The sequence below is a fragment of the Arthrobacter sp. Soil_C_49 genome, assembly GCF_057656635.1.
On the sequence record NZ_JBDGJZ010000006.1, the window covers coordinates 102804 to 123094 of the forward strand.

Here is a 20291-nt window from a genome sequence, read left to right on the forward strand (position 1 = left end):
TTGGCGCCAGCCCCGTACGTTGGGGACTGCGGGGGACGTTCTCCGCGCACTTCGGGCCGGTGGCCCGGGGGAGAATCAGAGTCACACGAAGGAATGCAGCCATGGCAACAGGCACAGTTAAATGGTTCAACGCCGAAAAGGGTTTTGGCTTCATTGCCCCCGATGACGGGTCCGCTGACGTTTTCGCCCACTACTCAGCAATCGCCAGCAGCGGATACCGCTCACTCGATGAGAACCAGAAGGTTGAATTCGATGTGACCCAGGGTCCCAAGGGCCCGCAGGCAGAGAACATCCGCCCGCTCTAAGGCTTCGGCTTTGCTCCTGCACCAGCAGGAGGAACCCGCCAGGCAGCGGCCTCCCCAACACATGTTGGGGAGGCCGCTGTTTTTGTTCGCGTCTCCCCCCGTCCGACGCTCTCTCACTTAACGCGCCCTTCCTCCCGACGCTCTCTCACTTAACGCGCCCTTCCTCCCGACGCTCTCTCACTTAACGCGCCTTTCCTCCCGACGCTCTCTCACTTAACGCGCCTTTCCTCCCGACGCTCTCTCACTTTGGGCGGGCGACGGCGGTGCTGCCGCAGTCACGGCGCCGGAGGTCTCCTCCGGGACCCGGGGAGTGATAGAGCGTTCCCCAAAAACCGACGTTAAGTGAGAGAGGGTTCCCCAAAACACCGCGTTAAGTGAGAGAGGGTTTGCGGGGGACTGCCGCCGTGCCAGGTTTGGGATAATTGGGTTATGACCGGACAGCACCCGGACAACGTTCCCGGCAACAACGCAGGCAAGGACCCATGGGAGGAGTTTGACCAGCTCCCGCCCGCCGCGCCGGACCGTGTCCCGGGGCATCCCGGCGGGGAACCGATGGGCTTCGGTTTCCGCACCGGAGTCCGCAGCGCCCGCGTCGCCGTCGGATTTGCCGTCTACACCCTTGTCCTCGGAACCATCCTCGCGCTGGCAGGATGCATTGTGTTTATCGCCGAGGAACAATGGCTGCTCGTGGCCCTGATGCTCCTCATCGAAGCGGTCTTTGTTTATGCGTTCACCCGACTCGTTGCGCAGGCCCGCCGGCGTTTTCCACGCAACCGTCCGCGGCCCGGTTCCCCTCGCCGCCCGTTCCCGGAAGAACCCGCTTGACCTTGACGCTGCGTCAACGCCTACGCTCGGAGCATGGAAGCAACCGGAACTACCGCAGGCATTGACTGGTCCATCCAGGATGTCGCCAGGATGGCCGGCACCACCAGCCGGACGCTGCGCCACTACGACGACATCGGGCTGCTGAAGCCCAGCCGCGTTGGCAGCAATGGATACCGCTACTACAACGGCGCAGCGCTCCTGCGGCTGCAGCGGATCCTCCTGCTCCGGGAACTTGGCCTGGGCCTGCCGGCCATTGCCGAGGTGTTCCAGCACGAGACAGACACCGTCAATGCGCTAGGCCGCCACCTGGACTGGCTCCGGCAGGAGCAGGAGCGGCTGGCGCGGCAGGTCCTGTCTGTACAGCAAACAATTGAAACAGTGAAAGGAGGAGGCGAACTCATGGCCGAGAAAATGTTTGACGGCTTCGACCACACCCAGTACAAGGACGAGGTGGAGGAGCGCTGGGGCAAGGACGCCTACGCGAAGGGGGACGCCTGGTGGCGTGGCATGGGAACCCCTGAAAAGCAGGAGTGGAAGTCCCGGGCCGAAAAGCTGGGCAGGGATTGGATGGCCGCCGCGGAATCGGGACTGGGCGCGGATAGCCCCGAGGCGCAGGACCTGGCACGGCGGCACGTTGAGTGGCTGACCGCCATCCCCGGCACTCCGGCCTCGGAGCCCGGCGGAGACGTCAAAGGCTACGTGGTGGGCCTGGGCGAGATGTATGTTGCCGATCCACGTTTCGCCGCCAACTACGGTGGCGGGAAGGGCGCCGGCTTTGTAAGGGACGCCTTGCGTGCCTACGCCGACAGGAACCTCTAGTAAGGCCTAAAGCACGACGACGGAGGCTGGCTTGCGAGGCAGTACGCCCGGCAGCAGTCAGCCCAGCCGCTTCCGCACGGCGAGCAACGCGGCGGTGCCGATCCGCCGCTGCGCCGTCCGCCGCCGGCCGTGCCATCCGCCCCCGGTGGAAGTCTTCCGGATGCCCTGCGAGGCCTGGTGCAGGTTTCCCGAGGTGACGGGGGCGGACTGCCGCCGGGACAGCTGGCTCGTGTCCACTTGGCGCGCGGTAGCAGCTTCGACGGCGCCAGGGGCCAACTTGTGCTGCAGCACCAGGAGGCGCCCGGCCAGTCCACCTGCGACGGTTTCCCGTCGAGGGTGGTCCACGAGCCCCACGATGGCTTTCGCGACCCGCTCAGCGGTGTAGACGGGAGGCATCGCCTTGGGCCGCCGGCCGGTGTAGTTGGCCGCGTTTTCGTAGAAAGGCGTGTCAATGGTGGCAGGCAGAACGGTGCAGACCTTCACCCCGTCAACGCGTTCGCGGGCCAATTCGGAGCGCAGGCTGATGCTCAGGGAACGCACGGCGGCTTTGGATATGGAATAGGCGGCGGAGTACGGCAACGGGATTTCCGCCACGATGGATGCCACGTTGATCAGGACACCGGTTCCCTGCGCGCGAAGACGGGGCAGTGCGGCCCGTGCACCGTTCACGTACCCCAGGATGTTGATGTCGAGGACCCGCTGGAAATCCCTGGGCGGAATCTCGGTCAGCAGGCCGAAGGCACCCACTGCGGCGTTGTTGACCCACACATCCAGGCGCCCGAACTCCTGTACCGCCCGGGCTGCCAGTTCCTCCATGCCGCCCACGTCGGTCACATCCGTGGGAACGGCGATGGCTTTCGCGCCGCGTTTCCTGCAGGCCCCGGCAACGTCTTCCAGGGATTCCGCTCCACGGGCGGCCAGGACCAGCCGGGCCCCTTTCGCAGCGAAACGAAGGGCCGTGGCCCGCCCGATCCCGCTGGAGGCGCCGGTGATCACCACAACCGGATTCTTGACACGCATTCGGCATCCCTTTCTGTCCACGGACGGCCCTGGCATAAAACTAAGCAGGCTTAGTGTTTGATGCTACCGATCACGACGCGGCGCGACAACGGCCGCGCCCAGCCGGGCAGGCTTCCTAATGAAAGGCGGATTTGCCGGTGACGGCCCTGCCCACAATGAGCGAGTTGATCTCGTAGCTGCCCTCGTAGGTGTAGAGAATTTCGGCGTCGCCGAACAGCTTGCCCATTTCGTAGTCGCTGCTGATACCGTTGCCGCCCAACAGCGAGCGGCCCATTGCCACCGTGGCCCTGGCCAGACGGGTGACAGTGGCCTTCGCCATGGCAGCCTGCACCATCTCCAGTTTTCCCTCCTGCTGGACGCGTGCCAGCTGCGCCATCAGCGCCAACGAGGCCGAAGCGTTGCCCAACATGTCGGCGAGCTGCTGCTGGACCAGCTGGAAGCCGGCCAGTTCCCTGCCGAACTGCCGGCGGCTGAGGGCGTAGGCGCGGGCAACGTCGAAGGCCGCCAGCTGGATTCCCGCGCCCTGCCAGCCAACCCACGCGCGGGAGTCCCGCAGGAGCTCGTTGGTCCTGGAAAAGCTCGTGGCGCCGGGCAGCAGGTTATCCGCCGGGATCCGCACGTCCGCCAGGACAATGTCCGCGTTCTGCATGATCCGCAGGCCGATCTTGTTGGAGATCTTGGTGGCCGTATAGCCCGGCCTGTCGGTCTCCACGATGAAGCCCTTGATCTCACCGTCCGCCTCGTCCCGGGCCCAGACCAAGGCGAAATCGGCGATGGTGGCAGCACCGATCCAGCGTTTGGCGCCGTTGAGGACCCAGTCGCCGCCCTCCAGCCTGGCCGAGGTTTCCAGCCCGCCTGCGATGTCCGAGCCATGGTCCGGCTCCGTCAGAGCAAAGGCCCCGAGGTGTTTGAAGGATTTCAGTCCAGGCAGCCACCGGGCCTTCTGCTCATCGGAACCCAGCTCGCTGACCATCCCAAGAATGAGCTCATTATGGATCCCTGCGAGCGCCGACAGGGACACGTCGGCCCGCGCAAGTTCCACGTACATCAGGCCTTTGAACAGCGCGGAACTGCCATCCAGTTGAAGAGCGCCGAGGCCACGCTTACCCAGGTCCGCCAGCAGCCCAAAAGGGAACTCCTCGCGGTTCCAATACTCGATGGAAGCCTGCCGGACCGAGGACTGGAGGAACGCGCGGATTTCGAAGTACCTGTCCCGCTCCTCGGGCGCCAGGAGATCAACGATGTACATCAGGTCCGCATCAGGAAAAGGCGGTGCTCCGTGGTGTCCTGCGGGCTGCACGGGCATTCGTCCCCTCGCTCTGCCAGACTGCTTTACGAAACCATTGGATGTCCTAGTATATTGCACAGGCCCACCCAACACGTGAGGCGCATCACACGGCGAAAGGCTGGCTATTGGGCACTCCACTCCCCCGTGACCCCATTGCTGACGCCCGCCGGAACTGGGAGGAGCATGGCTGGGCGGACGTGGCCGCTCCCATGGCCGCCATCACCGCCGTTATGCGGACCCAGCAGATTCTGCTCGCCCGGATCGAACTGGTGCTGAAGCCGTTCGGGTTGACCTTCGCACGCTACGAACTGCTCGCCCTGCTGAGCTTCGCCAGGAACGGGTCCCTTCCCATGAAGAAAGCGAGCACGCTCCTCCAGGTCCACCCCACCTCCATCACCAACGCGGTTGACCGGCTGCAGGACGCCGGGCTGGTGCGCCGCTCTCCCCATCCAACCGATGGGCGCACCACGCTGGTTGAGCTCACTCCTGACGGCCGCACCATGGCCAAACGTTCGACGGCTGCACTCAACGCCGAGGTTTTCGGCGCCTCCGGCTTCGGGCCGGAGGACGTTGATCAGCTGATCCGGATACTGGGAGACTTCCGCCGGAATGCCGGCGATTTCACCGACCCCTGAACGGGCCGGCAGTAGGCAACGTCAGGCACGAGGCAGGCGAAGGCCAGCCGGATGCCGGGTCAGGCAGGAGACAGTGCCAGGCAGAGCACAGTGCCAGGCAGAGAGAGCAGGGTCAGCGCGGTGCTTTGGCGCGTTTAATCCGCCGGGCAACCAGCAGGATCACGGTGACGCCCACCGCGGCATACAAGGCGTAGTTCAGGAAGCGGGAGTACTCCTCGATCAACCGGTACTGCGTGCCCAGCAGGTACCCGAGCCCCAGCAGCAACCCGTTCCAGAGCGCACTGCCGGCAAGCGTGTAGATGGTGAACATGCCCAGCGGCATGGCTGCAGCGCCGGCCGGAAGAGAAATGAGGCTCCGCACCCCGGGCAGCAGCCTCCCGAAAAAGATGGACGATCGCCCATGGCGGCGGAACCAGCCGGCCGCATGTTCAAAGTCCTCCCTGTCCACCAACGGAAGCTTGGACAACCCGCGGATGGACCGCTCCAGGCCAAGCTTGGCCCCGAGCCAGTACAGGAACAGGGCACCAAGGTAGGAACCCAGCGTGCTGGTCACAAAAACCAGAACCAGGTTCAGGGAGCCCTGCCTGGCAAGATAGCCGGCCAGCGGCAGGATCACTTCACTGGGGATGGGCGGCACCACTGTTTCCGCCAGGGTGAACAGCCCCACGCCCCATTCCCCAAGCTGCTCGATACCGCGCGCGGCCACGCCCACCAACCCGGTCAGGTTATCCGCCGAGCCGCCCGCGTCCGCTGCCGTCCCCCACATAAAACTCCCTGTCCACGCCGCCGCCATGCTGTCTTCCCGGTTCTGTCTACCTTACGCACCTGTGTAGAAGCTGGGCCCGGAACGGCGGCCGGGACACCGCATTGCCGGCCCAGTCCAGGTAAGGGCCCGGTTCTGAGATCAGGCAGGCTTGGCCCGGACATGCATCCGCTCCCCCTGGGTGCCAAAGAGGCTCAGGAACTCCACCGGGTTGCCGTCGGCGCGGCCAAACCAATGCGGGACCCTGGTATCGAATTCCGCGGCTTCCCCCGCAGAAAGCACCAGGTCCTGGCCGCCAAGGACCATCCGCAGCTTTCCGTTAAGCACATACAGCCACTCGTATCCTTCGTGCACCTGGGGGTTGGGTTCCTCCAGCCGCCCGGCCGGCAGGATGTGCTTGTAGGCCTGGATGCCGCCCGGTTTTTTGGTCAGCGGAATGATGGTCATTCCCCGCACCTGCAGGGGCCGCAGGTGCACCCGGGGATCTCCCGTGGCCGGAGCGCCCACCAGTTCATCCAGCGGAACCTGGTATGCCTTGGCCAGCGGCAGCAGCAGCTCGAGGTTTGGCCGGCGCTGGCCGGACTCCAGCCTGGACAGCGTGCTCACGGATATGCCAGTGGTTTCGGACAATGCGGTGAGCGTGATGCCGGCCGCCTGCCGAAGCACCCGCAATCTCGGACCCACCGCTGCCAGCACATCGTCAATCGGTTCCTCCATGCCCTCCATCTTGCCATTCCGGCAAAATACTTTGCCAGTACGAACAGAGGCCGGACACCATGGGAACCATGACAAACCACAACTTCTCAATGGCCGACGTCCTGATCATCGGCGGCGGCGCAGCCGGCCTCAGCGCGGCACAAATGCTTGGCCGGTCCCGCCGGTCAGTCATCGTGATAGACAGCGGGGACCCGCGCAATTCCCCTGCCGAAGGCGTGCACGGATTCCTGTCCAGGGACGGCATCAAACCCAGCGAACTTCTGGCCATCGGCCGGTCGGAGGCCGAGCGCTACGGAGCGCGGGTGGTCCCGGGCACGGTGGCAGCCAGCCGGGGCGGCCTGGCGGAGGGCTTCGAAGTAACGCTCGACGACGGCACGCAACTGCGCGGACGCCGCGTCCTTGTTGCCACCGGGCTGAGGGACGAACTCCCGGATATCCCTGGCCTCCGGGAGCGCTGGGGCAAGGAAATACTGCACTGCCCGTTCTGCCACGGCTGGGAAGTCCAGGACCAGGCGATCGCCATCCTGGGTAACGGTCCCTGGTCAGTGCACCAGGCCCTGCTCTTCCGGCAATGGAGCAGCCACATCACTCTGTTCCTGAACAATCTGGTTGTCCCATCGGAGGCGGAGGCTGAACAACTGGCGGCCCGCGGGATCAAGGTGGTTGCGGGGCAGGTGGAATCCGTGCGGGTGGCAGATGACCGCGTGCGGGGCATCGCACTGGCCGGCGGTCCGGAGTTTACAGTGGAAGCTGTGGTGGCGGGGCCAACGGCACATGCCCGGCTGGAGGGCCTCGCCGGCCTCGGCCTGGCGGCGTCAGCGCACCCGTCGGGAGCGGGAACGTACCTGGCCACCGATGCGGACGGCGCCACGTCCGTCCCCGGCGTCTGGGCAGCGGGCAATGTGGCCGACCTCAAAGCACAGGTCCTGGCGTCCGCAGCAACTGCCGCCTGGACCGCCGTCATCATCAACAACCACCTGATGGCGGAGGAGATGGCAGCAGATCTGTCCGCGTACCGGCAGTCGTTGGCGCTTAGCGGTGCCGGAATTCAGGCTGGCGCTTCTCAGTGAAGGCCGCCATGCCTTCCTTTTGGTCCTCCGTGGCGAAGAGCGAATGGAAGAGCCGGCGCTCGAACACCACTCCCTGCGCGAGGCCGGTTTCGAAGGCGGCGTTCACGGCCTCTTTTGCCACCATGGCCACTGGTTTGGACTTGGAGGCGATCACTTCCGCAGCCTTGATGGCTTCGTCCACCACATCCTCAGCCGGAACCACGCGGGACACCAGGCCGCACCGGTCCGCTTCCTCCGCGCCGATGAACCTGCCCGTGAGGATGAGGTCCATCGCCTTGGCCTTGCCAATGGCCCGGGTGAGCCGCTGCGATCCGCCCATGCCGGGCAGCACCCCCAGGTTAATCTCGGGCTGGCCGAACTTGGCATTGTCCCCGGCAATGATGAGATCGCACATCATCGCCAGTTCGCATCCGCCGCCCAGCGCGAACCCGGAGACTGCTGCGATGGTAGGAATGCGGAGCCGGGTGAAGTCCTCCCACCCCCGGAACCAGTCCGCGGCGTACATATCCATATAGCCCTGGGCCGCCATTTCCTTGATGTCCGCCCCCGCGGCGAACGCCTTGCTGGAGCCGGTGATCACCACCGCTCCCACCGCGGGATCGGAGTCCATGGCCCGGACGGCCTGCACGATCTCCTCCATGGTGGCCTTGTTCAGGGCATTCAGCGCCTGTGGCCGGTTGAGCGTCACCAGCCCCACCCGACCGCGCTGTTCCACCAGGATGTTCGTGTATTCCGTCATTCAGGGCTCCCATCGTCCTGCGCTGCATGTGTTGATGTCCTGCCCGGGGCGCCGTCGCGTCCAGGAACAGGAACGTTCCCCGCTCCGTCCCGGGCCCCGGACTTATCCCGGATGTCCGTAATGATTCCGGAGAAGTCCCTGCCGGCGCCCCCTTCAGCGGCAAACGTATCGTAGATTTCCGCGGCGAGCGGACCCACCCTTGCCGCCACTCCGGTGCTCTGCAGCGCATTCACGGCAAGTTTGAGGTCCTTGGCCATCAATGCTCCGGCAAAACCGGGCTGGTAATCGCGGTTGGCAGGGCTGGTGGGGACCGGCCCCGGCACGGGGCAGTTGGTGGTCAGTGCCCAGCACTGCCCGGACGCTGCCGATGCCACATCGAACAGTGCCTGATGGCTCAGGCCCAGCTTCTCCCCCAGGACAAACGCCTCGCTCACGGCAATCATGGAGGCACCAAGGATCAGGTTGTTGCAGATTTTGGCAGCCTGCCCCGCGCCGTGGGCGCCACAGTGCACCACGCGTTTGCCCATCACTTCCAGCAATGGACGCACTGCCTCGAAGTCCTCAGGATCACCTCCCGCCATAAACGTCAGCGTCCCGGCCTCGGCCCCCACCACGCCACCGGAAACCGGAGCATCAACTGACCGGTGGCCGGCATCGATGGCCAGCCTGGCTGCTTCGCGGGCTTCGTCAACATTGATGGTGGAGCAGTCCAGGAACATGGTTCCGGGGGCAGCAGCAGCCAGCAGGCCGGGTCCGCCGTCGCTTCCCTGGTAGGCGTCCAGCACGTGCCGGCCGCTGGGGAACATGGTCAAGACCACGGCAGCACCGGAGGCTGCTTCAGCGGCGCTGGCAGCAACAGGAACCCCGTTGGCCCGGGCAGCGTCAAGCGCCGCAGGCACCACGTCGAAACCCGCCACGGTGTAGCCGGCCCTGACCAGGTTCACTGCCATGGGTCCGCCCATATGGCCGAGGCCCAGGAACGCGATGGTGTAGTTCTCAGGCATGGCCCGTCTCCTTCACTCCGAGGTCCAGTTCCCTGCTGCCCAGCGGCTCAAAAAAGCGCTCCACGTCTTCAGGGTGCACCTCGGCGAGAGTTGGCGGGCGCCAGCGGGGTGTGCGGTCCTTGTCCACCACCTGCGCCCGGATCCCCTCGCGGAAGTCGGGCGCTGCCAGGAACCGCAGTCCCACCCGGTACTCCTGCGCCAAGGCCTCATCCAACGTCATCCCCTTGACCCGCCGCAGAGACTCCAGCGTGACCTTCACGGAGGTGGGAGACTTGGCCTCGATGGTCTCGGCGGCGTTGGCGGCCTCCCCATCCCCATCCCCGTCCCGGTCAAAGTTCCGGAGCCGCCGGACGATCTCCCCGGCTTCGTCAGAGGCGTAGCAGCTGTCGATCCATCCCCGCTGCCGGGCAAGTGCCGAGGGCGGGGCGTCCCCGGTGAAACGCACGACGGCGGCTTCCGCACTTTCGCTTTCCAGCGCCGCCAGCAGTTCCGCGAGCCCGGCGGACGGGACGTAGTGGTCGGCCAGCCCGAGGTGGAGCGCATCGCCCGCAGTCAAATGTGCGCCGGTCAGCGCAGCATGGGTTCCCGCCTCGCCCGGCGAGCGGGACAGCAGAAAGGTCCCGCCGACGTCGGGCGCAAAACCAATGGTGGTTTCCGGCATTCCCATCCGGGTGCGTTCCGTCACCACCCGCACGGAGCCGTGGGCGGAAATGCCCACGCCCCCGCCCAGGACCAGCCCGTCCATAAAGGCGACATAGGGCTTGGGGTAGCGGGCGATCAGTGAATTCACCCGGTACTCCGTCTGCCAGAAGCCAGCCGTCTGCCCTCCCCCGGCGGGGAGATCCTCATAAATGGCCACAATGTCGCCACCGGCACACAGTCCCCTGTCCCCGGCCCCGCGCACCACAACCGTTGCGACGCCGTCGTCGTCCGCCCATGTGGTGAGCTGGTCCATCAACGCCTCCACCATCCCGGCTGTCAGCGCGTTTACCGCGCGGGGCCTGTTGAGGGTGACCACCCCCAACTGCCCGCGGCGCTCAAACAGCACTTCGGCACTGTTTTCCGTTCCGGTTTCCGTGGTGCCCGTCATCAGCTTCCTTCCGGCATAACGAAGCTGGCCCCGTGCCGTACCCCTGACGGCCATCGGGTGGTGACGGTCTTCGTCTTGGTGTAGAAGCGGAAGGCGTCCGCGCCGTGCTGGTTGAGGTCGCCGAACCCTGACGCCTTCCAGCCACCGAACGTGTAATAGGCAAGGGGTACCGGGATGGGGACGTTGATGCCCACCATGCCCACATCCACCCTGGTGGCAAAATCCCTGGCGGCGTCCCCGTCGCGGGTGAAGATGGCCACGCCGTTGCCATACTCGTTGTCGCTGCAGAGCCGGAGCGCTTCGTCGTAGTCGGCGGCCCGCACCACGCTGAGGACAGGGCCGAAGATTTCCTGCCGGTAGATGCCCATCTCCGGTGTCACGTGGTCGAAGAGGGTTGGGCCCACCCAGAACCCATCCTTGTAGCCTTCCACCGTGAGGCCGCGGCCGTCCGCCAGCAGGGTGGCGCCCTCGTCCACGCCCGCCTGGATGCAACCCTCGATCCGTTCCTTCGCGGCAGCCGTGACCAACGGGCCGAAATCAGTGCCCTGGTCCAGGCTGTGCCCCACCTTAAGCGACTTAACCCGGTCCTGCAGCCTGGCCACCAGCCGGTCAGCTGTTTCCTGCCCCACCGGAACGGCCACTGAAATGGCCATGCAGCGTTCCCCCGCGGAGCCGTACCCGGCGCCGATGAGGGCGTCCGCGGCATGGTCCAGGTCTGCGTCCGGCATTACGACCATGTGGTTCTTGGCACCGCCGAAGCACTGCGCCCGCTTTCCGTGGGCAGCGGCGGTGGCGTAGATGTACTGGGCAATCGGGGTGGAGCCCACGAACCCGATGGCTTTGACAAGCGGGTCCTCGAGGAGGGCGTCCACGGCTTCCTTGTCCCCGTTGACCACGTTGAACACGCCGTCCGGGACACCCGCTTCGGAGTACAGTTCGGCCAGCCGCAGCGGCACGGAAGGATCGCGTTCGGAGGGCTTGAGGATGAACGCGTTGCCGGCGGCCAGGGCCGGGCCGGACTTCCACAACGGGATCATGGCGGGGAAGTTGAACGGGGTAATCCCGGCCACCACGCCCAGGGGCTGCCGCAGCGAGTGGATGTCTATCCCCGATCCGGCCTCGGTGGAGAACTCACCCTTGAGCAGGTGCGGCGCGCCGGCGGCGAACTCCACCACTTCCAGCCCCCGCTGGATGTCTCCCCTGGAGTCCGCGATTGTCTTTCCATGTTCGGAGGACAGCAGCCGCGCCAGCCCGTCCATATCCCGGTTGACCAGGTCCACGAACCGAAGCAGGATCCTCCCCCGGCGCTGCGGGTTCATGGCCGCCCATTCCTCCTGGGCCTTCGCGGCCGCGGCCACGGCGTTGTGCACCTCGTCCCGGCTGGCCAGCGGCACGCGGGCCTGGACTGCGCCCGTGCAGGGATCAAAGACGTCGCCGAAGCGGCCGGACATGCCTGCCGCCTGTTGGCCGCCGACGTAGTGGGAAAGCTCGCGCACCACGGACGCTCCTTTGCATGTGACCCAGGTCATTGTGGTTGCGAATATACTCGGACTTCCAACTAAACTCCACCGGCCCCCGCACGCCCCGGATACAGCCCGGAAGCGGCTGCCGCAGCATGCTTTACCTGCGGCCGCACCGCCAAGGTAAGTTAGGAACGTGAAGATTGCTACCTGGAATGTGAATTCGCTCCGTGCCCGTGCCGATCGTGTGGAAGCCTGGCTTCAGCGCAGCGACTGCGACGTGCTGGCCATCCAGGAAACCAAGTGCAAGGACGACAACTTTCCCTGGGAGCTCTTCGAACGGATGGGCTACGAGGTGGCGCACTTCGGCGTCAACCAGTGGAACGGTGTAGCCATCGCCTCCCGGGTGGGGCTCGACGACGTGGAGCGGACGTTCCTGGACCAGCCCTCGTTCGGCAAGGCGGGCAAGGACCCCGTGCAGGAGGCCCGCGCCATGGCCGCCACCTGCGCCGGCGTCCGGATCTGGAGCCTTTACGTGCCCAATGGCCGCTCACTGGACGATGAACATATGCCGTACAAGCTCAAGTGGCTGGAAAGCCTGAAAACGCACGCCCAGGAACTTGTGGCGCAGAACCCCGAAGCCCAGGTGGCGCTGATGGGCGACTGGAACATCGCCCCGTTCGACGAGGACGTCTGGGACATCGACCTCTTCGTCAACAACCGCTACACCCACGTCAGCCCGCCGGAGCGCGCGGCCTTCCACGCCTTCGAGTCAGCCGGATTTACCGATGTGGTGCGGCCCTACACTCCCGGCCCGGGCGTCTACACCTACTGGGACTACACGCAGCTGCGCTTCCCGAAAAAAGAAGGCATGCGGATCGACTTCGTCCTGGCCTCCCCGGCCCTGGCCGCACGCGTTACCGGCGCCTCCATCGACCGCGAGGAGCGCAAGGGCAAGGGCGCCTCGGACCACGCCCCCGTGCTGGTGGAACTGGCCGACTGATGACAGAATCCTGGACCCATTCAAGGAGACCGTGATGACGGGAAACCTCTACCGGGGCCAGGCCGGCCTGCCATTCTCGTCAACTTTGCGGGTCTACGAGCCGCTGGATGCCTTCCCTGAGGAGCAGCGCGCTGCGATCCAGGCCGCCGGGGCGCGCTCTGCCTCGCGTGCCGCCGTCGAAAACGCCGAACTGCTGGCCTCGCTGGGCCGCATCACCCGCTCCGGCGGCGATCCCTTCCCCACGGGGCGCACCGACCTGGTCCGCGTCACCACTGCCCCGTCGGCGCCGGCCGGAGCGGACGACGACGGCGCTGACGCCGACCCGGTGCTGCTGTACTGTCCCAGCCAATTGGTTTTGCGGGCGGGCCTGGCTGCCAACGCCCTGATGGAGGGCATCCACGGCCCGCTTGCCGAGCTGCTGATTCCCGAGGAGCAGCGGGACAAGCACCAGGAACGGATCGATCAGGTGAAGGCCCGCGACGGGTCCATCCGCGTCCACACCCGGGCATCCACCTGGGGCATCCCCTTCAGCTGGTTTTCCCTGTTTATGGAACAGGACCACAAGGACGTGGTGGAGGCCGCCGGCCGGATCCTCACCGTCCGCGTATGGGCGCCCATCACCGAAGCCCTGGAACGGGCCCGCTACGCCGTGGCCAACCTGGCACTCGCCGCGCCGGACCTGGACATGCTCGACGACCTCGCCCAGCTCACCGAGTGGCTGGAAACATTCCATGTGGAGTCGATGGTGGAACTGGACTACGGGGCCGTGGCTGACAAGGTGTACCCGGACGATTCGCCCATGGATATCCGGCTGGGCATTGAATGCCTGGCTGAGGGCGACATGACCGGCGCTGCCGCTGCATACCGGCGCCTGGCGTCCCGCTGGATCCCCATCCGGCAGCTGGCCCGCGCGTCCTGACAAGGGCGTCCGGGGCCGCTTCCGACCGGGACTTAACCCCTAGGACTGGGGCGGCGCCGTCGTCCTTCTGACGATCAGTTCATGCGGCGCGACGGCGGACCGGACCGCCTCAGTGTCCCCGTCCAGTTCATCAAGGAGCATCTTGGTGGCCAGCTCTGCCTGCTCATCGGGCCGCTGGCCTACGGTGGTCAGGCCCATGGCGTCGGCGAAATCATGGTTGTCGATGCCCACCACGGAGAGTTCCTCCGGCACCCGGACCCCCAGCCGCGAGGCTTCAAAAATGACTCCCATGGCCATCTCGTCCGATGCGCAGAAGATGGCGGTTGGCTTGTCCCCGCCCTTGGCCCAGAGCCGGCGGAAGGCCTCCTGCCCGCTGCGGACCGTAAAGTCCCCCCACTCGTCCCATTCCGGTCGGGTGGGGAGGCCGGCCGCGGTCATCACATCCTTGAAAGCCAGGATCCGGACGCGGGGAACATCGAAGTTCAAATCAGTTTCGTCGTCGCCATGGAGCAGCGCAATGTTGCGGTGGCCGAGGTCGATCAGGTGCCGCACCGCGGTGGAGGCGGCGGCGTAGTCATCGATACCGATGTAGGCGCACTCTTCCACATGCCCGCCCACCACCACCAGCGGGATGTCGATCTTCTGGAGGTGGTCCAGTTCGTCATGGGACAGCGCCATACACAGGACCAGCAGGGCATCGATCTGCTTGTAGACCATGGTCTTGCTGAAGAGCCGCTCCCGGTTGCTGCCGTGGCCGCCGAGGTTGAACAGCGAAAGGTTGTAGTTCCGGGCGTGGAGTTCCCGGTCCGCGCCTTCGATGGCTTTGGAGAAGAACCAGCGGCTCACGAACGGGGCGAGCACCCCGATGGTCCTGGTTCGTCCCGTTGCCAGGCCGGACGCGGAACTTGAGGCTACATAGCCCAGGTTCCCGGCCACCTCAAGGATCTTTTCCCGGGTGGCGGGTGATACCCGCGGCAGGCCCCGGACGGCGCGGGAGACGGTGGCGGTGGAAACTCCCGCTGCCGCGGCCACGTCCTCGATGCTGACACCACTGTGGCCGCCCCGTTGGGACCTTTCACTTGTGCGAGCCACGGCGCCCCCTCAATACTTCCTGCAGGCCTCCGCCATGCTTCGTGCAATGCCCCCACGCCATAGTATTTGCGGCGCCGGTGTGTATCGCAGTGTTACCTTGGGCCGGATGGCCGACGGCGGGGCTCAGGCGCGTGCCCTACCTCCGGTCCGGCAGCTTGCGGCGCAGACGCACCATCCCGTAGATCGCGAGGAGAATGGCCAGCAGGCCCAGTGCCCATCCCAGTGCCGGCTGCGCGGTCACTTCCATCCAGACAGTGACAACAAGCAGGACCACCGCCCAGAAACCCAGGAAGCCGATGATGATGTCGAAATCCTGCCCCGACCTCACCCGGCGGCGGTCACTTCCCGCCCCCGTGGACCGGGGGCGGGAAGAGCCGTTTGTCACTTGACTGCACCTGCCGTCAGGCCGGCGACGATCTTGCGCTGGAAGACCAGCACCAGGATCACCAAGGGGATGGTGACGATGGTGCCGGCTGCCATGATGGCGGTGTACGGGATCTGGTTCGGCTGTGCGCCGGCGAAGCTGGCAATGGCAACCGTGACCGGCTTGGTTGCTTCGTTCGACAGCTGGCTGGCGATCAGGAACTCGTTCCAGGAGGAGATGAAGGCCAGGATCGCGGTGGTGAAAATGGCCGGTGCCGCAAGCGGCATGATGACCTTCCGGAACGCTTCGCCCTGCGTGCAGCCGTCAACACGGGCTGATTCTTCAAGCTCCCATGGCATCTCACGGAAGAAAGACGTCAGCGTGTAGACGGTGAGCGGCAGGACGAAGGAAATGTTCGGAATGATCAGCGCCTGGTAGGTGCCCATCCAGCCGATATTGGTGAACAGCTGGAACAGCGGGGTGATCAGGGCAACGCCGGGGAACATCGAAGCGCCCAGGATAAAGCCCAGCACCAGGTACTTGAACCGGAAGTTCAAGCGTGCCAGTGCGTACGCTGCGAAGACGCCGATCACCAGCGAGATCACTGTGACAGTAACGCCGATAATGATGCTGTTAATGAGTGCTTGGCCGAACTTGTTGCCGAACGAGGTATCGAAGGCGGTAATGAAGTTGTCCAGCGTTACGTGCGTTGGCCACGGCGTTGTGTCGTAGGTGAAGCCCACCTCGCGGAACGCCGTGACCACCATCCAGTAGGCCGGTGCCAGGCACCAGATCAGGATGACGGCTGCACTGATGTAGGTGCGGACGCTTGCCCACTTTTCGCGGTTCTGGGCATTCTTGCGGCCCTTGTCCTGCCGTGCCCGCAGGTCTGAGTCTGCTGTTGCGGTGGTCATTTCTTCCCCTTACCGGAGGCTCCGCTTTGCTCCACGACATTTGCCCCGAGGAACCGGACAAAGATGAACGCCACCAGGAAGATGATGATGAACGTGATGGTGGACAAGGCAGCGGCCGAGTTGAACCCTTGCCTGATCTGGTTGATGACCAGGATGGACAAGGTGGTGGTGTTGTTGGCACCGCCGGTGAGGATGTACGGCAGGTCGAACATACGCAGTGCATCCAGGGTGCGGAACAGGATGGCCACCATCAGTGCCGGCTTGACCAGCGGAAGCGTGATCAGCCGGAAGCGCTGCCAGGCGGTGGCTCCGTCAACCTTTGCTGCCTCATAGACCTCTGCCGGGATCATCTGCAGGCCTGCCAGGATCAGCAGCGCCATAAACGGCGTGGTTTTCCAGGTATCGGCAATGATCACAGCCCACTTGGCCGGCCACTCGCTGCCGGTCCAGAGGATGGAGACATTGAACAGTTTGTTGATGATGCCTTCGAAGTCGAACATAAACAGCCACAGCTGGGCGGTGACGGCCGTGGGGATGGCCCACGGCACGAGCACAGCTGCGCGGACCAGGGCGCGGCCCTTGAAGGTGCGCGCCATGATCATGGCCATCCAGAAACCGAGCACGGTTTCAAAGGCCACCGTGATAACAGTGAAGAGGAAGGTGGTTCCGGTAGCGCTCCAGAACTGGCCGCCCAGGGTGCCCGGGGGGCAGGCGACGGTGCCGCCGCCCGGGGCAGCACACTGCTGCCCCAGCCAGTTGACGTAGTTCTGGATGCCTGCCGGCCCGCCGGCGGTGAACAATCCCGTGGCGGGGTCCAGTCCCGCGTCCTTCTGGAAGGACATGATGATGGCGCTGATGATCGGGTAAACGATCACCACTCCCAGGGCGAGGATGGTGGGAGCCAGCAGCCAGGATGCCCACTTGCCCTGGCTGAGGATCGCGTTGTCTTCACCCACACCCTTGGGGCCGTGGTGCACATCGGGCGTGCCCGACGCCGGCTTGACCGGCGTCGGGCCCAATTCGGTTGCCATGGCTAAACTACGATCCTGCGCCAGCGGACTCGATGGACTTCTGCATGTCGCTCAGCGCCTGCTTGGCCGGCTTCTCACCCTTGAGTGCCGCGTAGGCATTCTCCTGGATGGCCTGGGTAACAGCGGGGTAGAACGGCGTCACCGGACGCGGAACCGCGTTCTCGATGGACGTCTTCAGAACCGGCAGATACGGCAGCTTGGCAACCAGTTCCTGGTCTTCGTACAGTGCGCCAAAGACCGGAGCCAGCGAACCCTGCGTGGCGAAGAACTTCTGCTGCTCTTCCGCAATCAGGAACTTCACGAAGTCCAGGGCTGTTGCCTTGTTGTCGGAGTAGACGCTGACGGCTGCGCTGTGGCCGCCGAGGGACGAAGCACCCGGACCGCTCTTGCCGGGGAGGGCAGCCATGCCCAGCACATCCTTGACCTTGGAGGATCCCTCAGTCGTTGCCAGGTTGTAGACGTAAGGCCAGTTACGAAGGAACAGGAGCTTGCCGTCCTGGAAGGCGCGGCGGCTTTCCTCTTCCTGGTAGGTGATCGCTTCGGCCGGGATGTTGCCGTTCTTGAAAGCATCAACCAGGTTGTTCAGGCCTTCTTCAGCCTCGGGGGTGTTCAGGTCCGGCTTGCCCTGATCGTTCAGGACGGAACCGCCGGCCGAGTTGATGGCCTCCGAAGCGTTGACGGTGAGGCCTTCGTACTGCTTGAACTGGCCGGAGTAGCAGCCGATGTTGTTCTGCTTGGCGATGGAGCACATGTCCATCATCTCGTCCCAGGTCTTGGGAGCTTCGGGAACGAGGTCCTTGCGGTAGTACAGGATGCCGCCGTCGGAAGAAACGGGAGCCGCGTAGAGGGTGCCCTTGTAGGAGCCGGCTTCAACCGTAGGCTCCAGCATCCCCTTGGTGTCGACAGCCATCTTGTCCTTGAGGGGCTGCAGCCAGCCCTTGGCGGCAAATTCTGCCGTCCAGACGACGTCGACGCTGGCCACATCGTAATCCGCGTTCTTGGCCTGGAAGTTCTGGACAAGGTCGTCGTGCTGCTGGTCAGCCTGGTCCGTCTGCTCCTTGAACGTGACCTTCTCGTCCGGATGGGCAGCGTTCCACTTCTCAATCAGCGGACGGACGACGTTGCTGTTGTCCTTGCCCTGAACGTAGGTGATGGGCCCCCGCTTGTCGAGGTTGGCCTCGGCATCGCCGCCGCCGCCGCCCGTGGTCCCGCCACCGCCGCCGCCGCAGGCGGTCATAGTCAGGGCCAGGATGCCGGCAGTAGCAGCCGGGAGTAGGAATCTAGGGGTTTTCATTGGCTTGAAGCTCCTCGCTGAGTGACAAGTACGTCGACAGTGCGTTTGCTAGTGAGGTTGATGTGGTGACGCTCACACTAGTAAGGTTGCGACGGGTTATGCAAGCGTTTACATCAAAAAGTTATCTGAGAGGAACCAAATGTCCAACCCGGACGTTCCTGGCGGCGAACCAACGCGAACGCCATGGTGGGCCGACGCCGTCGTCTACCAGATCTATCCCCGGTCCTTCGCGGACGGCAACGGCGATGGCATGGGGGACCTTCGCGGCGTGACGGACCGTTTGCCCTATCTGCAGCAGCTGGGCGTGGACGCCGTCTGGCTCTCACCCTTCTACAAATCACCCCAGGCTGATGCGGGCTACGACGTTGCGGACTACCGCCAGGTGGACCCCCTGTTCGGCTCGTTGGAAGACTTCGATGCAATGTTGCACGAAGCTCACCGGCGCGGCCTGAAGGTCATTGTCGACCTGGTTCCCAACCATACTTCCGACGAGCATGCATGGTTCCAGGAAGCGCTGGCTGCACCTCCTGGCTCCCCTGAACGCGGCCGGTACATCTTCCGTCCCGGCCAGGACGATGTTCCCGGCTCCGGAGACGGCAACCGGGCACCCAACAACTGGAAATCGATCTTCGGCGGACCGGCGTGGAGCCGGATCACCGAGGCGGACGGGTCACCGGGCGAGTGGTACCTCCACCTTTTCGACACCAAGCAGCCGGACCTGAACTGGGACAACCCGGAGGTCCACGAGGAGATGCGCTCGGTGCTGCGCTTCTGGCTGGACCGCGGCGCGGACGGCTTCCGGGTGGACGTCGCCCACGGCCTCGTCAAGGAGGCCGGACTGCCCGACTGGGAGGGTGTGGCCGCCATGGTTGAGGGCACGCCGGAAGTGAAGCGGGAGCCTTTCCCTCCCGGCGACGCCCCCGGCGCCCACACGGATGCGGAGGAGCCGCACCGCGCCGTCTCGCCCGTTTATCCGCCCTCGCCGTTTTTCGACCAGGACGGCGTCCACGACATTTACCGGGACTGGCACCGGGTCCTGGCCGAGTACGACGGCGACCGCATGATGGTTGCCGAGGCCTGGGTGGAGCCGGCGGAACGGCTGGCCCGCTACACCCGGCCTGACGAAATGCAGCAGGCCTTCAACTTCGATTTCCTGCTGGCCGGCTGGGACGCCGAGCGGATGGCGGAGGCCATTGAATCGTCGTTGGAAGCCGCCGCCTCAGTAGGAGCGCCGTGCACCTGGGTGCTTAGCAACCACGACACCGTCCGCCACACCACCCGGTTTGGCCTCAAGGACCCCACCACCTTTCCCAAGGGCATCGCCGCGGACGACGAGCAGCCCGAGCCCGCGTTGGGACTGGCGCGCGCCCGTGCAGCCACGCTGATCTCCCTGGCCCTGCCGGGTTCGGCCTACCTGTACCAGGGAGAGGAACTGGGCCTTCCGGAGCACACCACGCTCCCGGCGGAGGCACGGCAGGATCCGACGTTCCACAGGACCAAGGGGGCAGAGATTGGCCGTGACGGCTGCCGTGTCCCGCTGCCGTGGAGACAGGAAGCGCCCGGTTACGGTTTTGCAGTAACCGGGAGTGCAGCAGCACCCTGGCTTCCGCAGCCGGAAAGCTTTGGTCCGCTGGCGGCCGACCAGCAGGAAGGCGTGGAGGGCTCCACCCTGGAGCTCTACCGGGCCGCCCTTGCGTTCCGTTCCGCCCGGCAGCTCGGCCGGGGTTCCTTCAGCTGGGCTGAGGTGCACGCCCCGGACAGCGGGCTCCTGGCCTTCCACAACGGGGACGTGCTGGTCCTGGGCAACCTGGGCTTCGCGTCCGCGCCGGTCCCCGAGGGCTATTCCGTGGTTCTTTCGAGCGGCCTTGAGCCTGCTGCGGACTGGAGCGGCATGGACGAGGTGCCGGTGGACTGCACCGTCTACCTCAGCAAGGATTAG

General features: G+C 65.2%; 21 protein-coding genes. 8 read left to right on the forward strand and 13 right to left on the reverse strand.

Annotation, left to right across the window (positions count from 1 at the left end; translation table 11 throughout):
• Nucleotides 1–101 precede the first annotated feature (101 nt).
• The 3 genes from AC3A4Z_RS11800 to AC3A4Z_RS11810 all read left to right on the forward strand — a co-directional run bounded on the left by AC3A4Z_RS11800 (nucleotide 102) and on the right by AC3A4Z_RS11810 (nucleotide 1949).
• Complete coding sequence (locus AC3A4Z_RS11800; protein ID WP_013599688.1) at nucleotides 102–305, forward strand: cold-shock protein; 204 nt, start codon at nucleotides 102–104, stop codon at nucleotides 303–305.
• A gap of 429 nt (nucleotides 306–734) precedes the next feature.
• The gene (locus tag AC3A4Z_RS11805) at nucleotides 735–1130 is read left to right on the forward strand and encodes a hypothetical protein (protein WP_498711704.1); all 396 of its coding nucleotides are present in this window, start codon (nucleotides 735–737) and stop codon (nucleotides 1128–1130) included.
• Nucleotides 1131–1163: 33 nt separating this feature from the next.
• Nucleotides 1164–1949 (forward strand): MerR family transcriptional regulator, encoded by a 786-nt coding sequence (locus AC3A4Z_RS11810; RefSeq protein ID WP_498711705.1) that lies wholly within the window; start codon nucleotides 1164–1166, stop codon nucleotides 1947–1949.
• 57 nt (nucleotides 1950–2006) lie between these two features.
• Here AC3A4Z_RS11810 and AC3A4Z_RS11815 read toward each other — a convergent pair whose 3' ends face one another.
• Both AC3A4Z_RS11815 and AC3A4Z_RS11820 read right to left on the reverse strand, forming a co-directional pair.
• Nucleotides 2007–2969 (reverse strand): SDR family oxidoreductase, encoded by a 963-nt coding sequence (locus tag AC3A4Z_RS11815; RefSeq protein ID WP_498711706.1) that lies wholly within the window; start codon nucleotides 2967–2969, stop codon nucleotides 2007–2009.
• 115 nt (nucleotides 2970–3084) lie between these two features.
• Nucleotides 3085–4275, reverse strand: coding sequence for an acyl-CoA dehydrogenase family protein (locus AC3A4Z_RS11820; RefSeq protein WP_498711707.1), 1191 nt, complete (start codon nucleotides 4273–4275; stop codon nucleotides 3085–3087).
• Between the two features lie 107 nt (nucleotides 4276–4382).
• On the opposite strand from AC3A4Z_RS11820, the gene AC3A4Z_RS11825 reads away from it, so the two are divergent.
• Nucleotides 4383–4892: a MarR family winged helix-turn-helix transcriptional regulator gene (locus AC3A4Z_RS11825; protein WP_498711708.1), complete on the forward strand. Its 510-nt coding sequence runs from the start codon at nucleotides 4383–4385 to the stop codon at nucleotides 4890–4892.
• Nucleotides 4893–5004: 112 nt separating this feature from the next.
• Here the strand turns inward: AC3A4Z_RS11825 and AC3A4Z_RS11830 are convergent, their stop codons facing one another.
• Both AC3A4Z_RS11830 and AC3A4Z_RS11835 read right to left on the reverse strand, forming a co-directional pair.
• Nucleotides 5005–5658: a DedA family protein gene (locus AC3A4Z_RS11830; protein WP_498711709.1), complete on the reverse strand. Its 654-nt coding sequence runs from the start codon at nucleotides 5656–5658 to the stop codon at nucleotides 5005–5007.
• Between the two features lie 138 nt (nucleotides 5659–5796).
• Nucleotides 5797–6372 (reverse strand): helix-turn-helix domain-containing protein, encoded by a 576-nt coding sequence (locus tag AC3A4Z_RS11835; protein WP_498711710.1) that lies wholly within the window; start codon nucleotides 6370–6372, stop codon nucleotides 5797–5799.
• 68 nt (nucleotides 6373–6440) lie between these two features.
• Between AC3A4Z_RS11835 and AC3A4Z_RS11840 the strand changes: the two genes are divergently transcribed.
• The gene (locus tag AC3A4Z_RS11840; protein WP_498711711.1) at nucleotides 6441–7442 is read left to right on the forward strand and encodes an NAD(P)/FAD-dependent oxidoreductase; all 1002 of its coding nucleotides are present in this window, start codon (nucleotides 6441–6443) and stop codon (nucleotides 7440–7442) included.
• Here the strand turns inward: AC3A4Z_RS11840 and AC3A4Z_RS11845 are convergent.
• From AC3A4Z_RS11845 to AC3A4Z_RS11860, 4 genes are read right to left on the reverse strand one after another with little or no spacing between them, the layout of a single operon-like run.
• On the reverse strand, nucleotides 7405–8181 hold the full coding sequence (locus AC3A4Z_RS11845) for an enoyl-CoA hydratase (protein WP_498711712.1): 777 nt from the start codon (nucleotides 8179–8181) through the stop codon (nucleotides 7405–7407). The genes AC3A4Z_RS11840 and AC3A4Z_RS11845 overlap by 38 nt on opposite strands.
• Nucleotides 8178–9185 carry a 3-hydroxyisobutyrate dehydrogenase gene (mmsB, locus tag AC3A4Z_RS11850; RefSeq protein WP_498711713.1) on the reverse strand — a complete coding sequence of 336 codons (1008 nt, stop codon included), beginning with the start codon at nucleotides 9183–9185 and terminating at the stop codon, nucleotides 8178–8180. Before mmsB ends, AC3A4Z_RS11845 begins: the two co-directional genes overlap by 4 nt.
• Nucleotides 9178–10275 (reverse strand): enoyl-CoA hydratase/isomerase family protein, encoded by a 1098-nt coding sequence (locus AC3A4Z_RS11855; RefSeq protein WP_498711714.1) that lies wholly within the window; start codon nucleotides 10273–10275, stop codon nucleotides 9178–9180. The genes mmsB and AC3A4Z_RS11855 overlap by 8 nt, the downstream gene beginning before the upstream one ends.
• A complete protein-coding gene (locus AC3A4Z_RS11860) occupies nucleotides 10275–11774 on the reverse strand; it encodes a CoA-acylating methylmalonate-semialdehyde dehydrogenase (protein ID WP_498711715.1) in 1500 nt (499 codons plus the stop codon). The genes AC3A4Z_RS11855 and AC3A4Z_RS11860 overlap by 1 nt, the downstream gene beginning before the upstream one ends.
• Before the next feature lie 157 nt (nucleotides 11775–11931).
• Here AC3A4Z_RS11860 and AC3A4Z_RS11865 point away from each other — a divergent pair, with 157 nt between their 5' ends.
• Nucleotides 11932–12738, forward strand: a complete 807-nt coding sequence (locus AC3A4Z_RS11865; RefSeq protein ID WP_493971776.1) for an exodeoxyribonuclease III — start codon at nucleotides 11932–11934, stop codon at nucleotides 12736–12738.
• A gap of 34 nt (nucleotides 12739–12772) precedes the next feature.
• Nucleotides 12773–13657 carry a DUF8083 family protein gene (locus tag AC3A4Z_RS11870; protein WP_498711716.1) on the forward strand — a complete coding sequence of 295 codons (885 nt, stop codon included), beginning with the start codon at nucleotides 12773–12775 and terminating at the stop codon, nucleotides 13655–13657.
• Nucleotides 13658–13696: 39 nt separating this feature from the next.
• Here AC3A4Z_RS11870 and AC3A4Z_RS11875 read toward each other — a convergent pair whose 3' ends face one another.
• The 5 genes from AC3A4Z_RS11875 to AC3A4Z_RS11895 all read right to left on the reverse strand — a co-directional run bounded on the left by AC3A4Z_RS11875 (nucleotide 13697) and on the right by AC3A4Z_RS11895 (nucleotide 18352).
• Nucleotides 13697–14749, reverse strand: coding sequence for a LacI family DNA-binding transcriptional regulator (locus AC3A4Z_RS11875; protein ID WP_498711717.1), 1053 nt, complete (start codon nucleotides 14747–14749; stop codon nucleotides 13697–13699).
• Nucleotides 14750–14885: 136 nt separating this feature from the next.
• Nucleotides 14886–15134 carry a hypothetical protein gene (locus tag AC3A4Z_RS11880; RefSeq protein ID WP_498711718.1) on the reverse strand — a complete coding sequence of 83 codons (249 nt, stop codon included), beginning with the start codon at nucleotides 15132–15134 and terminating at the stop codon, nucleotides 14886–14888.
• Complete coding sequence (locus AC3A4Z_RS11885; protein WP_493971772.1) at nucleotides 15131–16027, reverse strand: ABC transporter permease subunit; 897 nt, start codon at nucleotides 16025–16027, stop codon at nucleotides 15131–15133. Before AC3A4Z_RS11885 ends, AC3A4Z_RS11880 begins: the two co-directional genes overlap by 4 nt.
• A complete protein-coding gene (locus AC3A4Z_RS11890) occupies nucleotides 16024–17058 on the reverse strand; it encodes a carbohydrate ABC transporter permease (RefSeq protein ID WP_498711719.1) in 1035 nt (344 codons plus the stop codon). Before AC3A4Z_RS11890 ends, AC3A4Z_RS11885 begins: the two co-directional genes overlap by 4 nt.
• Nucleotides 17059–17065: 7 nt before the next feature.
• Nucleotides 17066–18352, reverse strand: a complete 1287-nt coding sequence (locus AC3A4Z_RS11895; protein WP_498711720.1) for an ABC transporter substrate-binding protein — start codon at nucleotides 18350–18352, stop codon at nucleotides 17066–17068.
• A gap of 139 nt (nucleotides 18353–18491) precedes the next feature.
• Between AC3A4Z_RS11895 and AC3A4Z_RS11900 the strand changes: the two genes are divergently transcribed.
• A complete protein-coding gene (locus AC3A4Z_RS11900) occupies nucleotides 18492–20291 on the forward strand; it encodes a glycoside hydrolase family 13 protein (RefSeq protein ID WP_498711721.1) in 1800 nt (599 codons plus the stop codon).